Origin of the sequence: Flavobacterium branchiarum (assembly GCF_030409845.1) — a bacterium.
Classification (GTDB): Bacteria; Bacteroidota; Bacteroidia; order Flavobacteriales; family Flavobacteriaceae; genus Flavobacterium; species Flavobacterium branchiarum.
Genome location: NZ_JAUFQQ010000003.1, coordinates 600,827 through 618,286, shown reverse-complemented (window position 1 = coordinate 618,286; position 17,460 = coordinate 600,827). Strand labels below are relative to the sequence as shown.

Genomic DNA, 17,460 nt, shown 5'->3' with positions numbered 1-17,460 from the left:
TCAGAAATTGGATTATTTCATAATTACAAAATTGCAACAATCTAATCATCAAAAAATCTAAAAATGAAAATACAAGAAATACTTTCTGTACTCGAAGAAATGGCTCCTTTAGGCTATGCCGAAGATTTTGACAATGTTGGATTGCTAGTAGGAAACGCATCAACAGAAGCTACAGGAGTTTTGGTTTGTCATGATGCACTCGAAAATGTAATAGACGAAGCAATTAGCAAAAACTGCAATCTTGTAGTTTGTTTTCATCCCATTTTATTTTCTGGTATCAAAAAAATAACTGGCAAAAATTATGTAGAACGTGCTATTCTTAAAGCAATTAAAAATGATATTGCTATTTACGCCGTTCATACCGCACTAGACAATCATTCGCAAGGTGTAAATAAAATATTCTGCGATGCTTTAGGCTTGACAAATACAAAAGTCCTAATTCCGAAACAGAAATACCTTCGAAAACTAATAACCTATACTGTCCCTGAGAATTCAGAAGATGTTCGCAATGCATTATTTGAAGCAGGCGCTGGTAAAATTGGTAATTACGACAATTGTAGTTTCAACACAGAAGGTTTTTTTACTTTTAAAGGAAACGAAAACAGCAATCCTGTTATTGGAGAAAAAGGCAAATTACATACTGGAAACGAAATAAAAATTGAAGTTGTTTTTGAAAAACACTTACAATCAAAAATACTGAAGACACTTTTTAATACTCATATTTATGAAGAAGTAGCTTATGAAATTTACGATTTGCTAAATGATTATCAAAATATAGGTTTGGGTATGATTGGGGAATTTGAAACTCCGATGAACGAAACTGATTTTTTACCTTTTGTAAAAGAAAAAATGATAGCTGATGGCATTAGACACTCGGCATATATTGGAAAGAAAATTCATAAAGTTGCCGTTCTTGGTGGATCTGGTAGTTTTGCTATAAAAAATGCAATTCAGGCTGGTGCTGATGCTTTTTTAACTGCTGATTTAAAATACCATCAGTTTTATGAAGCCGAAAATCGATTACTATTAGCAGATATTGGACATTTTGAAAGCGAACGCTATACAAAAAATTATATTGTTGATTATCTTCGGAAAAAAATCCTTAATTTTGCAATCATTTTATCAGAAGAAAATACAAATCCAGTTAAGTACTTATAGAATATGGCGAATACGAAAGAATTAAGTGTTGAGGACAAGTTAAGAGCAATTTACGATTTACAGCTAATTGACTCTAGAATTGACGAAATCAGAAACGTAAGAGGAGAACTTCCATTAGAGGTGGAAGATTTAGAAGATGAAGTTGCAGGTTTAGGCACACGTTCAGAAAAATTGAAAGGCGAGCTAGAAATAGTTGAAGAGCAAATCAAAACTAGAAAAAATGCTATTGATGATCATAAAGAGTCTATCAAAAAGTATACAAAACAACAAGAATCTGTTCGCAACAATAGAGAATTTAACTCTTTGACTAAAGAAGTTGAGTTTCAAGAATTAGAAATTCAATTGGCTGAAAAGCAAATCAAAGAAATGAAAGTTTCTATTGAGCATAAAAAAGAAGTTATCTCTGGTTTAAAAGAAAAACTTGAATCTAAAAGCTCACATCTAAAACATAAAAAATCTGAATTAGATGCGATTATGGCTGAGACTCAAAAAGAAGAAATCTTCTTATCTGAAAAATCAGCTGAATACGAAGGTTTAATTGAAGAGCGTTTATTAGCTGCTTACAAAAGAATCAGAAGTAGTGTTCGTAACGGTTTGGCAGTAGTATCTATCGAAAGAGGTGCATCAGCAGGATCTTTCTTTACTATTCCACCACAAACTCAAGTTGAGATTGCATCTAGAAAAAAAATCATCACTGATGAGCATTCTGGAAGAATCTTAGTTGACAGTACATTAGCAGATGAAGAAAGAGAAAAAATGGATCAATTATTCTCTAAATTCTAAATAATACAAGCCTCGAAATTCGAGGCTTTTTTTTTTATATTAAATAATTACAATTTTGGGACTTAAAGAAGGCATTCGTTTCATTACATTAAAATCAGTAGGAAAGTATATTAACTTTTTAAGTTATGTTCGTCCTCAGAAAGCAACGCAACTCTCCTATGCGCTATTTAGCCAACCTCGAGAAGGCAGATTAAACAAAGACAGTTTACCCGAAATATTACAAAATACTAAAACAGAAACTTTTCACCACAATGAGCATCATTTTCAAACTTATACTTGGGAAGGAAATGAAACTAAAATTTTACTCGTTCATGGCTGGGAAAGCAATGCTGCTAGATGGCAAAAAACACTTCCTTATTTACAAAAATCTGGAAGTACTATTATTGCAATCGACGCACCCGCTCACGGACAAAGTAGCGGAAAAGAATTCAACATTCCTCTTTATGCGGAATTTATTAACAAAGCAGTAGAAAAACACCAACCTTCTATAATAATCGGCCATTCTATTGGCGGAGCCGCTTGCGTTTATCATCAGTATTTATTTCCTGAAACTAGTATTCAAAAAATGGTTGTTTTAGGTGCTCCATCTGACCTGCAAACACTTATCAATAATTATATTGCTATGCTGAGTCTAAACAAAAAAATGACTCCCCTGTTAGATAATCATTTCATTACTCGTTTCAATTTTAAACTAAATGATTTCTCAGCTAAGAAATTTGCTTCAAGCTTTACCGTAAAAGGACTAATCGCACATGATACTGCCGACACAGTAGTTGCATTTGAAGAAGGAGAAAAAATAGCAAGCACCTGGAAGAATAGTAAATTCATTACCACAAACGGCTTGGGTCACGGCATGCATGATGATGAACTGTATCAGAAAGTCGCTGCTTTTTTGTTTTCAGAAGATTAGGGGTGAGGTTCAGAGGTTCAGAGGTGCAGAGGTGCAGAGGTTCAGAGGTTCAGAGGTGCAGAGGTTCAGAGGTTCAGAGGTTCAGAGGTTCAGAGGTTCAGAGGTTCAGAGGTTCAGAGGTTCAGAGGTTCAGAGGTTCAGAGGTTCAGAGGTTCAGAGGTTCAGAGGTTCAGAGGTTCAGAGGTTCAGAGGTTCAGAGGTTCAGAGGTTCAGAGGTTCAGAGGTTCAGAGGTTCAGAGGTTCAGAGGTTCAGAGGTTCAGAGGTTCAGAGGTAAAAAAAAAGCATTCTGCTTTTTTTTTACAAAATCCAAAAATCCAAAAATCCAAAAATCCAAAAATCTAACAGTCTAACAGTCTAAACAATAATTTTAAAATACCTAAACAACTCTTTCTCTCCTTTACCAGTTATAATTATTGCTCTTGAATTTGCAGTTTTCCGCAACCAATCATCAGCTAACATTTTACTCAATAAAGAAGCCGCTAGCGAACCTGCCATATGATTTTTTCTTTCACTCCAATCTAGGCAAGGCTTTAAAAATAAACGCCTTTGTTTTTTAACTTCGTTTAGATTAATCCCAAAGTCCGAAAACCATTTCTCACCTTCCAGGCTAACTTCAAAATTAGTATCTGTATCAATAATTATATTTTGTTCTAATAAACTATTTGTCAAAGCAACACCAATTTTACCTGCCAAATGATCATAACAGGTTCTGCAATGTTTTATTGGCGAAAGCTTTTCTATACTTTCCATCTTAGAATTTAAGGGTTTCGCAATAAGATTTGCCATCCCTTCGATTGCATAAGCGATTTCCTTAGTTGAAAAACGATAATACTTATGACGTCCTTGCTTTTCAACACAAAGCAAATTAGCATCTAAAAGTTTTCCCAAATGCATACTGATATTCTGAGGTGAAGTATTAGCCACAATAGCCAATTCTGTAGCTGTAAAAGCTTTCCCATCGAGTAATGTCCACATTATTGATGCTCGGGTTGGATCACCAATTAATGTCGCTATTTTTATAAATTGTTCTTCCATTTTAGGTAACCATAGTTAAATCTCCATTGAAGTATCTGCGTGTAAAGTTAAATAACTTTGCTTAAAACAATAATCTATGCCAACTACTTTATTTTTTCAATCAGACATTAAAGATCCTTACGCTGTATATGAATCAATGCTTGATAAGTATCCTATATTCTGGGATGAACCAAACCAAATTTGGGCGATTTACTCACACGAATACTGTACAGCTATCCTAAACAACACTAATGCAAACATTCCTCCCATTAACCCTAATAATGTACAAAACCTCAACGAACATACTTTGAAAATTGCTAATCACTTATCTCGATTATCTAATGGAATCCAACATGAAATAGCAAAAGAAACTGCAACACTGTTATTTGCTAACATGAAATTAATTGATACCAACCGAATCTTTACAGACCTACTAAACAGCAACCTAATTGAATCAAAAATAGATTGGGTTGATTCCGTTTGTAAAAAACTTCCTGTTCTAGTTCTTTTAAAAAGCTTTGACTTTGAGCAAGGTGATTGCAATTTCATTTTAGAAAAAATAGAGTCTCTTGCAAAAATAATGCTCCCAAACAAAACCGAAGAACAAGTCCAATTAATTAATGAGGCTTCTGAAAACATCTTTTCAATAACAGAAAAACAACTATCAAACCTTAGTTTATATAAGCCTTTACTAAATAAAATAGCAACATTTCACACTCTTTCTTTAAAAGAAACTACAAAAATCTGTGTGAGCAATTTGATTGGATTATTCATTCAGAGTTATGATGCAGGTAGAGGGATTTTAAGCAATTCACTGCTACAAATTATAAATACAAACAATTCTATATTTAGAAAAGACATTACCAAAATCCTAATCCAAAAAACAATAATCGAAACATTGCGATTTGACCCACCAATTCATAATACCCGAAGAGTTGCTACTAAGACTATCACATTAGGCAAAACCATAATTAAGAAAAATGATGCTATTCTACTTGTTCTTGCAGCCGCAAATCGAGATCCTAAAAAATTTGATAACGCAATGAATTTTGATATCGAAAGAATCAATAACAACGACCATCTAACTTTTGGAACTGGAGGACATATGTGTTTAGCAAAATATTTTTCGATTCATCTTGCAACCGAAACTTTATCCTATTTATTAGACAACTATAAAACAATCAAAATCCTAGACACAACCATTCAATATGAGTCCATGATAAATGCTAGATTACCTAAATCCTTATGGATCTCAATACAACAACTCAAATAAAATAATATGATAGCAGTAATTTTTGAAGTAATTCCAGAAAAAGAAAAAAGACAAGAATACCTTGACATTGCAGCAAGTTTGCGTCCAGAGCTTGATAAAATCCCTGGTTTTATCTCTATAGAACGATTTCAAAGTTTGAATGATTCCGAAAAAATTTTGTCTTTATCTTTTTGGAAAGATGAAGAAAGTATTCTACAATGGAGAACTCTTGAAATGCATCGTGGCGCTCAATCTAAAGGCAGACAAGAAATTTTTAAAGATTATCATTTAAGGATTGCAGATGTAAAAAGAAATTACGGAATGCATGATAGAAAAGAAACACCTAAAGACAGCGCCAACTTCCACTGAGGTTCTGAGGTTCTGAGGTTCTGAGGTTCTGAGGTTCTGAGGTTCTGAGGTTCTGAGGTTCTGAGGTTCTGAGGTTCTGAGGTTCTGAGGTTCTGAGGTTCTGAGGTTCTGAGGTTCTGAGGTAAAAAAAAAGCAGAATGCTTTTTTTTTACTAAATCCAAAAATCCAAAAATCCAAAAATCCAAAAATCCAAAAATCCAAAAATCCAAAAATCCAAAAATCCAAAAATCTAAGAAGTCTAAAATTCTAACAGTCTAAGAAGTCCAACAATCTAAGAAGTCTATTTTTTTGATTACTTTTGCACTATGGAAGAAAATTTAAAACGCCTCAACAAATTCATTGGAGAAACTGGATATTGTTCTCGTCGTGAAGCTGACAAACTAATCGAAGAAGGTCGTGTAACTATAAATGGCGTTGTGCCTGAAATGGGAACGAAAGTTTCACCTAATGATGAAATACGTATAGACGGAAAGTTAATCGTAGAAAAGCATGAAAAACCTGTTTATTTGGCTTTTAACAAACCTGCTGGAATAGAATGCACTACTAATTTAGACGTTCGTAATAACATTGTCGATTATATTAATTATCCCAAGCGTATATTTCCAATTGGAAGATTAGACAAAGCCAGTGAGGGATTAATTTTTATGACTAATGATGGTGATATAGTAAACAAAATTCTACGTGCAAGAAATAACCACGAAAAAGAATATACTGTAACGGTAAACAAACCTATAACTGATCGTTTTATTGAACGAATGGGAAATGGAGTACCTATTCTTGATACGGTAACTAAAAAATGTAAAGTAGAACAAATAAGCAAATACATTTTTAAGATTATCCTAACTCAAGGTTTAAACCGTCAGATTCGTAGAATGGCAGAATATCTAGGATATGAAGTTACTGCCTTAAAACGTATTCGTATTATCAATATTTCTCTTGATGTTCCTGTTGGTCGCTACCGTGATCTAACTGACGCAGAGATCAAAGAGCTAAACGAACTTATTGAACCTTCGAGCAAGACGGAAGAAGCTAGTTTACCTAAAATTGAAACTCCAAGAAAGAGAACTGAATTTATAAAAAGAGACGACCCTCGATTTAAGAAAAGAGGAGATTATTAAAATCAAAAAATCCCATTCAAAACTGAATGGGATTTTTTGATATTTTCTAATTTCTCGCTCTCCTTTTTCTTGCCTGTAATGTATTTTTAAGAAGCATTGCAATAGTCATTGGACCTACTCCACCGGGAACTGGTGTAATAAAAGATGATTTCTTACTTACTTCATTAAAATCAACATCACCTGTAATTACGTAACCTTTTGGATGCGTTGCGTCTTCAACTCTTGTAATACCAACATCGATAACAACAACTCCATCTTTTACCATATGCGCTTTCAGGTAATTTGGAACCCCTAAAGCTGTAATAATAATATCGGCATTTTTAGTAAACTCTTCAATATTCTTAGTTCTACTATGCGTAAGTGTTACTGTTGAATCACCAGGGTTACCTTTACGGCTCATCAAAATACTCATTGGTCGGCCCACAATATGACTACGTCCAATAACTACAGTATGTTTACCCGCTGTTTCTACTTTATAACGCTCTAACAATTGCATGATTCCAAATGGTGTAGCTGGAATAAAAGTTTCCATCTCTAAAGCCATTTTTCCAAAATTTGTAGGATGAAAACCATCTACGTCTTTATCTGGATCTACTGCCATTAAAATTTTTTGCTCGTCGATATGTTTTGGTAAAGGCAACTGTACGATGTATCCATCTAGATCATCATCTTCGTTTAATTCTTTAATTTTTGCCAACAGCTCCTCTTCTGTAATCGTTTCAGGTAAACTTACCAAAGTAGAATCGAAACCTATTTGTTGACATGATCTTACTTTACTACCTACATAAGTTAAACTAGCTCCATCGTTACCAACAATCACAGCTGCTAAGTGAGGCACTTTGCCTCCCGCATCTTTAATCGCTTGCACTTCTATTGCAATTTCGTTTTTAATATCCTCAGCTGTTTTTTTACCGTCTAGTAGTTGCATTGTTGTTTTTTAAGTTTCGTGTTTAGTATTTAAAGTTTCAAAATAGAAACTCTTATTTATATTAAGTAAAAAAGTTTCAAATTTCTGTCTCAAAAAATTGAAACCTGAAACTTGAAACTATTTATATTATCTCGGCATTCCGCCTGGCATTCCTTTCATGCCTCCCATCATTTTCATTAAATTCTTTCCGCCTGGGCCTTGCATCATCTTCATCATTTTGCTCATTTGGTCGAACTGCTTCATCAGTTGATTTACTTGCTCGATTTTGGTTCCGGAACCTTTTGCGATTCTAGCTTTCCTTTTTACATCGATTACTGCTGGCTTGCTTCTTTCTAATGGCGTCATCGAGTGTATGATTGCTTCAATATGCTTGAAGGCATCATCTTCAATCTCTACATCTTTCATGGCTTTAGATGCACCCGGTATCATTCCAACCAAGTCTTTCATATTACCCATTTTCTTTACTTGCTGAATTTGCGACAAGAAATCATCAAAACCAAATTCGTTCTTAGCAATTTTCTTTTGAATTTTTCTAGCTTCTTCTTCATCAAATTGCTCTTGTGCTCTTTCTACCAACGACACAACATCACCCATACCAAGTATACGTTCTGCCATACGAATAGGATAGAACACATCGATTGCATCCATTTTCTCTCCTGTACCAACAAACTTAATTGGTTTGTTTACTACCGATTTAATTGAAATAGCAGCTCCTCCACGAGTATCTCCATCTAATTTAGTAAGGATAACTCCGTCGAAGTTTAATATATCATTGAATGCTTTTGCAGTATTCACAGCATCTTGACCTGTCATGGCATCCACAACAAATAAAGTTTCTTGTGGCTGAATTGCTTTGTGTACACGTGCAATCTCGTCCATCATTTCCTGATCTACAGCTAAACGTCCTGCTGTATCGACGATAACAACATTGAACCCATTCGCTTTAGCATGCTTAATTGCATTTTGTGCAATTTCTACAGGATTTTTATTATCTGGTTCTGAGTATACCTCAACACCTATTTGATCACCTACAACATGTAATTGGTTTATCGCCGCTGGACGGTAAATATCACACGCTACTAAAAGTGGTTTTTTATTCTTTTTAGTTTTTAAATAATTTGCCAGTTTTCCTGAGAAAGTAGTTTTTCCCGATCCTTGCAATCCTGACATTAAGATAACGCTTGGTGTTCCTGACAAGTTTATTCCTGCTACGTCACCACCCATCAATTCAGTAAGTTCGTCTTTTACCAACTTAACCAATAATTGTCCTGGTTGTAATGTAGTTAAAACGTCTTGACCTATTGCTTTTTCTTTTACTTTGGTAGTAAAATCTTTAGCAATTTTAAAGTTAACATCGGCATCAAGTAAGGCACGACGAACTTCTTTTAAGGTTTCGGCAACGTTTACTTCTGTAATTTTACCGTGTCCTTTTAATATATGGAAGGCTTTATCTAACTTATCACTTAAATTATCAAACATACTATTTTCTTTATTTGAAGTGCAAAGATAATCTAATTAGACATTTCAGGCAATTTTTATTTAACCGCATTTAACCACAAAGTTCGCAAGGTTTTACGCAAAGGTTTCTATGCTTTTTTTGTTCACAAAGTTTAATAGTTGCGCTCTAATTAAATTTATAAAAAAAGCGCAAAGAATAAAATCTTTGCGCCTTTGTAACTTTGCTCCTTTGTACCTCTCTTTTAAAATTGGAAGTAAATAAATGGTTGTGAACCTGCAACTGCTGTCGCGTAAACGATCCAATATACAAATCCTAGAATTATAGCTTTTCCTATTAGTGGCGTGCTATCAAAAACAAACTTCATTTTAGCTATAATGGATTCTGGCAAGAAGTGCCATACGTAACCAAAAAGCATTAATAAAAATACGTTTTTGTATCCTATTATAATTGTTTGCCAATGTTCTGGCTCAAATGTTAACTGACCAATATTATTAATTACTTGTATTGCTGTATCGAAATCTTTTGCTCGGAAGAATATCCAACAGAAAACTACAAAGTGAAATGTAAGTAGTATCGAGAAGAATTTCCAGATAGAACTGAATCCATTATTTTCTTTTTTAGATGGAAAAAGTTCTACAATTATTTTATGAACTGCCAAAGCTAATCCGTGTAATGCTCCCCAAATTATAAACTGTGCTCCTGCTCCGTGCCACAATCCTCCTAAAAGCATTGTCGTAAATAAGTTAAAATTAGTCACCATTGTTTGTTTCAATTTGCTTGAAAGCAAAAATGACAAACAGAAAACTACAATTCCTCCTACTGCGATTACAAGTGGAATTATACTCTCGGCTGAGTTTGTAATTCCCCAAAGCAATAATCCGAAGAAGAATAAACTAGGAAATAAAAATCCTGCAAATGTCCCTTCTCTGTTTCCTCCAATAGATATATACAAAAAGTCTTTTAACCAAGTTGACAATGAAATATGCCATCTTCTCCAGAAATCGGTAATCGATACCGATTTATATGGTGTTCTAAAGTTAGCCGGTAATTTAAATCCAAGCAATAATGCAATACCGATTGCCATATCTGAATATCCTGAGAAATCACAGTAAATCTGGATTGCATATCCATAAGAAGCCATTAAATTCTCGAATGAGGTATAACTCATAGGTGTATCAAAAACACGATCTACAAAGTTTACCGATATGTAATTTGAGATTACTGTTTTCTTAATTAAACCTCCAATGATTAAAAACAATGCATTATTTACATCCTCCTTGGTAAGACTTAATTTCTGGTATATCTGTGGTAAGAAATCTTTGGCTCTTACAATTGGCCCAGCTACTAGTTGCGGGAAGAAAGAAACGAAGAATAAATACTCAATATAATTTTTTGTCGGCTTAATCTCTTCACGATAAATCTCAATGATATAACTCATCGATTGAAATGTATAAAATGAAATTCCGACTGGTAGAAAAATATCATGCAGCTCAAAATTACCATGAAACATATCATTGTACGTGACAATCATAAAGTTCATATACTTGAAATAACCCAGTAATCCTAAGTTTAAGATAACACTTATTATCAGGTATATTTTCTTTCTAGTCTTTACTTTTTCATTATAAATTATTTGGCTCAAGCCATAATCTACGACGGAAGACAGCAGTAATAACAAAAAGTATATTCCGCTTGATTTATAATAAAAGAAAAGCGAAAATAGAATAACATACGTTAATCTTAAATAAAATGTTTTGCGTAAAAAGGCATACACAAAATAAAAAACCAAAAACAATCCTAAGAATAAACCAGTATTGAATAATAATTTTTCTTCTGGATTATATATAAACCAACCTTTAACCTGTTCTAATGTAAGCGCACCAAAATTTTGAACGAACCAATCATTAATGCTATCAACTGTTATCAACTTATTTTTTTAATTTAAAATTATTGTATTCGTTTAATAATGCTTTCGAAAACAAGCGACCTTGCTTTTCATATCCATTTTTAGAATAATGTACCCAATCTGGGCCTATTAATCCTTCGGCTTTTAGCTTTCCGATCCCTTGCATACCTCCAAACTCGTTATACAAATCCCAAACTGCTAATCCATCTGACTGAGCTGTTTCGTATATATGTTTTGTATAATCGGCAACAAATGTATTGGGTTTTCTTGCTTTTAGTAACGATGGCGGTGGCGTCATGACGATTACTGGAACATTAATATTTTGTGCTTTTAGATTGCTTATAAACTCTCTTAATTGTTTTATATACCCCGAAGCCTCTAATCTATCATAACTTTCGTTTGTTCCTAATGATAAAACAATCATATCAGGATGCAACGATTTTAGTTGCTCAAAGAAAACTGGGTATTTATTGTAATCAGAGAACTTTGCTCCATTTACCCCAATGCCACTATAAATTACTCCTGCCGAATTTTTCTCGAGAATCAATCCGTTAAGCTCATATTTCTTAGCGTCTTTATTTGGAATAAGATAAATTTTATCTAATGCTTTCTCTGTATTATAATAATGCGAGAAGGAATCTGACTCTATCTCTAAAGGAACGTATTCTGATTGTGATATTGTTTTAGGACGTGTTTCATTTGTCACAATTTTTAATGTCCTACCAGCTCTAATCGCATTCGATTTTAAATGATTGGCTCTTTTTATCTCAGCAATCGAAACGTTGTATTTATCCGCAATAATCGAGATCGCCTCTCCTTTTTTGATTTTATGCGTAATTACCTTTCGCTCCGAAGATTGAATCATGTTAGTCTGAATGCGAGTTGCCAAGTCAAACATATGCTGATTTTGTGGCGTAATAATCTTGATTGTATTGAACTTATACACCGGATCTTTTACATTTACTTCGATTACAAAACCATCAGTGTTTCTCCAAAGTGCGATGCCACTTAAACCCATCGGACAATCTTTTACAGGGAGAATGTTTCGGTAACTTTCCCAAGCCTTATTCGAACGGAAACGCTCATTATAAGAACCATTCGTTTTTGCTAACGAATACGGAAAAATCAAACCTCGACCAGCATTTCCTAATTCATTCTGAAGTTCTTTACGAATTTCATTTGTCATCAAATCACTCTGAATGTGTGAATCTCCGATATGAACTATGTTTATTTTTCGATTATTATGACTTTCATTGTCTTTTAATTTACTGAAAAAGCTTTCTAATACTTTAGCATTATAAATTTGATTTCCCGACAAAGGTTCTACAGTTGTTGTATCTATATTGCTAATCATCTTTTTAGTCATTAAAATTGGCTCTGCCTTTTGCGCTTTATTATTAGACGCAAAAAGAAGACAACAAAAGAAAATAATAAGTTTATTCATCTACACTATCGTTTATTACAGACACGGAATCTGCATTTGTTTTCTTAACGGTTTTGCCCTTTCTAATATTGGCTTCTCTTTTCTCACGCAAAACCTTATACTGTTCGTATCCTTTATTCAATTGGTCATAAAGTAGCCCCCCTATTGCTTTTGCTCCACGCTGATTAAAGTGCGTATAATCTTTGTTTGCTTTTGCAGGTGCCTCATCTACCCATTTAACCATTGAGCCATCACCTCCCATTAAGGTATATAAATTCACAAATCCAGATTCTGTTTCTAAAGCATAACGTTTCTGCGCTTTCATTAAAGGAACAACAGCTGAATCAGTTTTCATTTGCATATCATATTTTGTTGATTTATCGGCAGTCGAAATAATCAAAATAGAAACTCCTGGAAAAGATGCTTTTATTTTATTAATTGCTTTAGTCATTCCTTTTCCATACCAAGAATAGTTTTTTGTACCATAATTCAAAACGTTTGTTCCGTAATGAAGTATAATCAAATCATATTTTAAGTTGGCATTGAAGCTTTGCATTACATTGGCATCAAATATAGAAATTGGCATTCCTGAATTTCCTCTTTGAGAGAAGTTATCTACGTGAACTCCGCTTCCGTTATCAAAATTGAATCCAAAAATCGGAATTGAATCTGCTTGAATGAAATTTGCCTTAAATGCTTTGATGCTTTTTGAAGTTACTTTTATGGTGTTGACCAAATTATTTGGAGCAAGATTTTTAGAGATAGTATCTTTACCAATTATGAAATTTACTTTTCCTGTTTTTGATGATTTTCCGTAATACAACGTTGGATTATCTAAACTAGTGGTAAATCTGCTTAAACCAGCTTCATAAGAAACCCATGTTGAATTTGACCTATCGTTTGCAAAGAAGACATGTCCGCTAACTCCAAAAGGACTTAAAGGTTTCTTTACATTAAGATACGATTGCGCTTTCCAGTTTTTAGAAGACAACGATTTTACCGAAGATCGTGATGCCGATGACTCAGAAGAGATAGAAACAAATCCAACTCCTGTACCTCCAAATCGTTCTTGGTAATTATTTCGAACATCTTGAACAATTAAATCTCCATCGGTCATAGAATCTCCATAATATGCAATTCTTACTTTTGCTTCTGGATGCTTTTCTAATTGGTATAATTTATCATAAAAAGAAATCAGGTACTGATAACCTTTATAATTATCGAAGGTTTCAGAAGGAAATTCAATTCCTTCATTAGAATTAAAAGTGATATTCTCCTGCCCTTGTTGATCCGCATCAGTGCTATCTCCTTTTTTAGACACAGATTCTTTCTCAAAAGATTCTAGTAGCATGCTATCCACAAGAACGTTTTTGGAATCTACTTTGCTTTCAGGAAAAATTTTATCTGGCAATATTTGTTTAAAACCAACGAAAGCTACAAATGCTAATGCTATAATTGCAAAAGACTGAAAAAAATAAGATTTTGTATTCACTTTTAATTATAAATTTTGAAGAATAAAATCAATAAGAATCACACTGTCTAAATTTCTTATTAATTCAATTAAAACGTTTGCAAAGATAGAATAAACAATAATCTATCATTCTTTTTTTTTGAATAAATGAAAAATAAAAAAGAGGCTAGATAAATCTAGCCTCTTTCCAAAAAAAAATAAAAAAAACCAAGTAATCTTCTAATTGAATTTAAACATAGTCTTGTATAAATATTGATTTCAAAATTCATAACCAAGCTAGATTTACAAACAATAATCCGAGTATTTAAATGAACTCGTTAGACTTATATTATTCCTAAAAAGAAGGAATGTATTTATTTTTATAATATTGATTGTCTCTTTATGAGCCTATTTTAAAAGCGCGTATTCAAAAGTAGTATGCCCTCTTTCTCCTGCAGCATTTGTCATAGTAAGGAAGTTAACTTTATAATAATTCCCACCTGTTGTTTTAATTACATAAAAACGATCTGTTTTTATACTTGGTAATGAACCATTTTGACCACCTGGATTTCTCCAATTTGGACCAAGAACTCTTTGGTCTGTTAAAGAAGTTTTAAAATTAGCTTCAACAACCTTTACTTTATTAAAATCAGCATAAGATCCACCTGTAGCAACTAAAACTTCATATGCCTGAGTTCCACCTCTCAAGTTTGAGATAATAAAATCGGCATATCCATAACTTACAATTACCGGACCATTAGGTGTATAATTAGTAAAACCTGTGAAGTTTAAATCCCATTTTGTTTTTTCTGGTTCAACTACTACGTTAGTTCCTGAAATCAAATTAAAGAATGAAAAATTAAAAGCAGCTTCTTTAGAAATTATTTTTTCTGTGAAAGTTGTTGCATCTAAATTTGCAAATTGAATTTTATATCCATTCCCACTTCTTAGAATTCTAATTTTTTTCCACCCTCTAGGGTTACCATAAAGATTTGCTGAACCTACATTCGGCACTGCAGTCCCAACTTCAAATCCAAGATTTACTAGATATACTTTATTAGCAGCATCTGTAGCCGAAATCTCAGCAATAGCCGTTCCAACTCCTTCACCAGCTCCCTCTAAAACTCCTGTAGGATTATCAACATATCCTTTTGATGCAGGTGAATCAAATCCAACATTAACAGAATTATCAATTTGTTGCACTAAAGTAATATCTGAAGTCTCTAGCTTTTTTACAGCCATTTTAATAGAACCATTGATTACAACTCTAAAATCTGAACCGCTAGAAAATCCTAAATCCCATTTTGCTCTATTTACAGACTCTAACTTTCCAGTACTTAAATCTACATAAACCTGATTTGGTTGATTTGGCCCACCTACACTTGGTTGTAATACTTCTCCAACAGAGGGACCTGGTATAACCACTGTATCGTTATTGTCATCACTCGAACAACTTCCAAGAGTCAATAATGCGAATGATAATAGTAAAAATGTCTTTTTCATTGTATTTGATTTTATATTAAAGATTAAGATTATATGCTAATTTTATAAAATAAGAGCGCCCATAAGCCAACATTATTTGTGAAGGCCCAGCATGAGCAACAGCTTGACTCGTATTTGTTTGATTTACATTAAGCACATTAAGTATGTTTCTTGCTCCTATTGTAGCTTCCAGTTTATCACCAAAAAAGTTTTTTCTAATTGAAGCATCAAGCCAATTACTCGGATCGACATCGGATATTACGTAAGCAGAACTTGTTTCTATAAATTGTTGTGATTTTCCGTTGTATTTGTAATATGCCGAAAATGTTGTTTTCCAGCTCGGAATAATATATGAAACACTACTATTAAGATTAAAAGAATAAAGAAACTTATCATCTGAAGAAAAAACCTGGTTTTCAATTTTTTGAGAAATTCCAATCAAAGACGCGCCAAAGTTAAATGTTAGATTATCTATTTTAAATTGGTTCGTAGTCGAAAAATTCCACATTTTGTATTTACTAATATTGATATATTCATACTCTGGATTTCCTGTATCTGGATTGAATCTTGCAAGTGCCATATCAATTCTATCATCTACATTTAAATAACTTCCTGCAAAAGTGTTCGCGATTTGAAACCCTGAAGCAAGAGTTGATATCTTTTTAAGACTAGCTTCGTAAGAAGTACTAGTTTCTGGGATAAGATTTTCATTACCAGTAAAAAAATGACCATCAAAAATTTGTTTTGAATATAATTCTTCAAAAGTCGGTGTGCGGAAAGAATTACCATAAGAACCTCTAAGCTCTACTCCTTTATCAAACAAATATCTTAAACCAAGAGATGAAGCATATTGATTATCAAATTTAGATTGAGCAGAAAAACGTAATCCTGGACGAATAGAGAGTTTTTCGGTTGCACGGATTTCTGATGAAGCGAAAAAATCATAATTCTCAAGTGTTTTACGAACTGGAGAAAACTTATTATTTGCCTCTTTAACTAATGAATATCCTTGATTGTTTACAAACTCATATCCTAATTGTAAATCAACTCTACTATCAGAGAAAAAATTACTTAAAGTTCCTGTAGAATAAAGCACTTCCATAGACTGGTCCTTTACAGTAACATTTTTCGCTTCATTTTTAGTATATAAATAATATCTAAAATCCTCTACATCACGTTTTTGCTTTTGATGCGAAAGAGAAACATTATAATTTAGCTTTGCGAATAACTTACCTGTTGCATTTAAATTATGAAAATATCTATTGGTAAAATATCGTTTATCTTCTGAGTATCTATAGGATCCTAATTCTGGAGTGTAACCAGATTGCACCGTACTATTGTAATAGTCTACATCTTCATCCAAAAATTCAAATTTGTAAAAAAAACGAAAACTATCTTTATGATATGCTATTAATGCTGTCGTATTTAATTGCTCTTTTGGAAGCCATCTATAGCCACGAGTCTGATCATTTTGGATATAATCTTTTCCATTTTTATCATCTAGAAAACCTCTAAAATCATTGCGATTTGCCCCTAAACTTATAAACCAATTTTTATTTAATGTATGCGAAAGCTTAAGTGATTGTATATGTCGGCCTTCTTTAAAAAGAGCATATTCGTCTTTAACCGTTTCTTCTTGTACCGAAGCTGTCATGCTCCATTTGTATTTAGAAGTTTTTTTTGTGATTATATTCAGAACACCACTTACGGCATTTGCTCCGTAAGTAACTCCCATTGAACCTTCAACAATTTCTATTTGCTCTACGTCGTTTAAGTTAATTTGAGATAAATCGGTGTTGTTCCCTAAACCTGCCTCACTTACTAAAGGAACATTATCTACCAAAATCTTGAAATACTGAGCATCTAACCCAAATAACGATACTGTAGAACGCCCACTTGTACCGCTTGGTCTTACATTAATATTCAAATACTGATTTAGTACATCTGACAAATTGTTAGCTGCTAAGTTCTGAATGTCTTTACTTGAGATAACACGCACGTTAAAAACCGACTTCTTTATAGATTGTGGCTCAAACTGCCCAGTAACAACAACTTCGGATAATTCGTTGGCACGAATACTATCTTTTGGCTTTTGTTGCGCAGAAAGCGTTATACAAAATACTAAAGCAACAAATTGGATCGTTTTGGTTTTCATTATTTTTAATTAGTCTTAATAACTTCGGCAAATATATAATTATTTTAATTCA

General features: G+C 33.2%; 15 protein-coding genes. 7 read left to right on the top strand and 8 right to left on the bottom strand.

Annotated elements, in window-relative coordinates; translation table 11 throughout:
* Positions 1 to 63: 63 nt before the first annotated feature.
* Genes QWY99_RS03215 through QWY99_RS03200 form a run of 4 tightly spaced genes read left to right on the top strand, consistent with a single transcriptional unit; the run spans position 64 to position 3,194 of the window.
* Positions 64 to 1,158, top strand: a complete 1,095-nt coding sequence (locus QWY99_RS03215; protein ID WP_290261304.1) for a Nif3-like dinuclear metal center hexameric protein — start codon at positions 64 to 66, stop codon at positions 1,156 to 1,158.
* Positions 1,159 to 1,161: 3 nt separating this feature from the next.
* Positions 1,162 to 1,941, top strand: coding sequence for a zinc ribbon domain-containing protein (locus QWY99_RS03210; protein ID WP_290261302.1), 780 nt, complete (start codon positions 1,162 to 1,164; stop codon positions 1,939 to 1,941).
* Between the two features lie 55 nt (positions 1,942 to 1,996).
* A complete protein-coding gene (locus QWY99_RS03205; protein ID WP_290261300.1) occupies positions 1,997 to 2,851 on the top strand; it encodes an alpha/beta fold hydrolase in 855 nt (284 codons plus the stop codon).
* Positions 2,802 to 3,194: a hypothetical protein gene (locus QWY99_RS03200; protein WP_290261298.1), complete on the top strand. Its 393-nt coding sequence runs from the start codon at positions 2,802 to 2,804 to the stop codon at positions 3,192 to 3,194. The genes QWY99_RS03205 and QWY99_RS03200 overlap by 50 nt, the downstream gene beginning before the upstream one ends.
* 12 nt (positions 3,195 to 3,206) lie before the next feature.
* Here the strand turns inward: QWY99_RS03200 and QWY99_RS03195 are convergent, their stop codons facing one another.
* The gene (locus QWY99_RS03195; RefSeq protein WP_290261295.1) at positions 3,207 to 3,887 is read right to left on the bottom strand and encodes an ArsR/SmtB family transcription factor; all 681 of its coding nucleotides are present in this window, start codon (positions 3,885 to 3,887) and stop codon (positions 3,207 to 3,209) included.
* Between the two features lie 76 nt (positions 3,888 to 3,963).
* Here QWY99_RS03195 and QWY99_RS03190 point away from each other — a divergent pair, with 76 nt between their 5' ends.
* From QWY99_RS03190 to rluF, 3 genes are all read left to right on the top strand, one after another.
* Complete coding sequence (locus QWY99_RS03190; RefSeq protein ID WP_290261293.1) at positions 3,964 to 5,139, top strand: cytochrome P450; 1,176 nt, start codon at positions 3,964 to 3,966, stop codon at positions 5,137 to 5,139.
* A 6-nt stretch (positions 5,140 to 5,145) separates the two neighbouring features.
* Positions 5,146 to 5,487 (top strand): antibiotic biosynthesis monooxygenase family protein, encoded by a 342-nt coding sequence (locus tag QWY99_RS03185; RefSeq protein ID WP_290261291.1) that lies wholly within the window; start codon positions 5,146 to 5,148, stop codon positions 5,485 to 5,487.
* Between the two features lie 305 nt (positions 5,488 to 5,792).
* Complete coding sequence (rluF, locus tag QWY99_RS03180; protein ID WP_290261289.1) at positions 5,793 to 6,605, top strand: 23S rRNA pseudouridine(2604) synthase RluF; 813 nt, start codon at positions 5,793 to 5,795, stop codon at positions 6,603 to 6,605.
* Positions 6,606 to 6,651: 46 nt separating this feature from the next.
* Here rluF and QWY99_RS03175 read toward each other — a convergent pair whose 3' ends face one another.
* From QWY99_RS03175 to QWY99_RS03145, 7 genes are all read right to left on the bottom strand, one after another.
* Complete coding sequence (locus QWY99_RS03175) at positions 6,652 to 7,533, bottom strand: bifunctional 5,10-methylenetetrahydrofolate dehydrogenase/5,10-methenyltetrahydrofolate cyclohydrolase (protein WP_290261287.1); 882 nt, start codon at positions 7,531 to 7,533, stop codon at positions 6,652 to 6,654.
* A gap of 126 nt (positions 7,534 to 7,659) precedes the next feature.
* Positions 7,660 to 9,012 carry a signal recognition particle protein gene (gene ffh, locus QWY99_RS03170; protein ID WP_290261285.1) on the bottom strand — a complete coding sequence of 451 codons (1,353 nt, stop codon included), beginning with the start codon at positions 9,010 to 9,012 and terminating at the stop codon, positions 7,660 to 7,662.
* 221 nt (positions 9,013 to 9,233) lie between these two features.
* Positions 9,234 to 10,919, bottom strand: a complete 1,686-nt coding sequence (locus QWY99_RS03165) for an MBOAT family O-acyltransferase (protein WP_290261283.1) — start codon at positions 10,917 to 10,919, stop codon at positions 9,234 to 9,236.
* A gap of 1 nt (position 10,920) precedes the next feature.
* On the bottom strand, positions 10,921 to 12,252 hold the full coding sequence (locus QWY99_RS03160; RefSeq protein WP_290261281.1) for a LysM peptidoglycan-binding domain-containing protein: 1,332 nt from the start codon (positions 12,250 to 12,252) through the stop codon (positions 10,921 to 10,923).
* An 82-nt stretch (positions 12,253 to 12,334) separates the two neighbouring features.
* On the bottom strand, positions 12,335 to 13,813 hold the full coding sequence (locus QWY99_RS03155) for an SGNH/GDSL hydrolase family protein (protein ID WP_290261277.1): 1,479 nt from the start codon (positions 13,811 to 13,813) through the stop codon (positions 12,335 to 12,337).
* A gap of 366 nt (positions 13,814 to 14,179) precedes the next feature.
* Positions 14,180 to 15,274 (bottom strand): HmuY family protein, encoded by a 1,095-nt coding sequence (locus tag QWY99_RS03150; protein WP_290261274.1) that lies wholly within the window; start codon positions 15,272 to 15,274, stop codon positions 14,180 to 14,182.
* 16 nt (positions 15,275 to 15,290) lie between these two features.
* A complete protein-coding gene (locus QWY99_RS03145) occupies positions 15,291 to 17,408 on the bottom strand; it encodes a TonB-dependent receptor plug domain-containing protein (protein ID WP_290261272.1) in 2,118 nt (705 codons plus the stop codon).
* Positions 17,409 to 17,460: the final 52 nt, after the last annotated feature.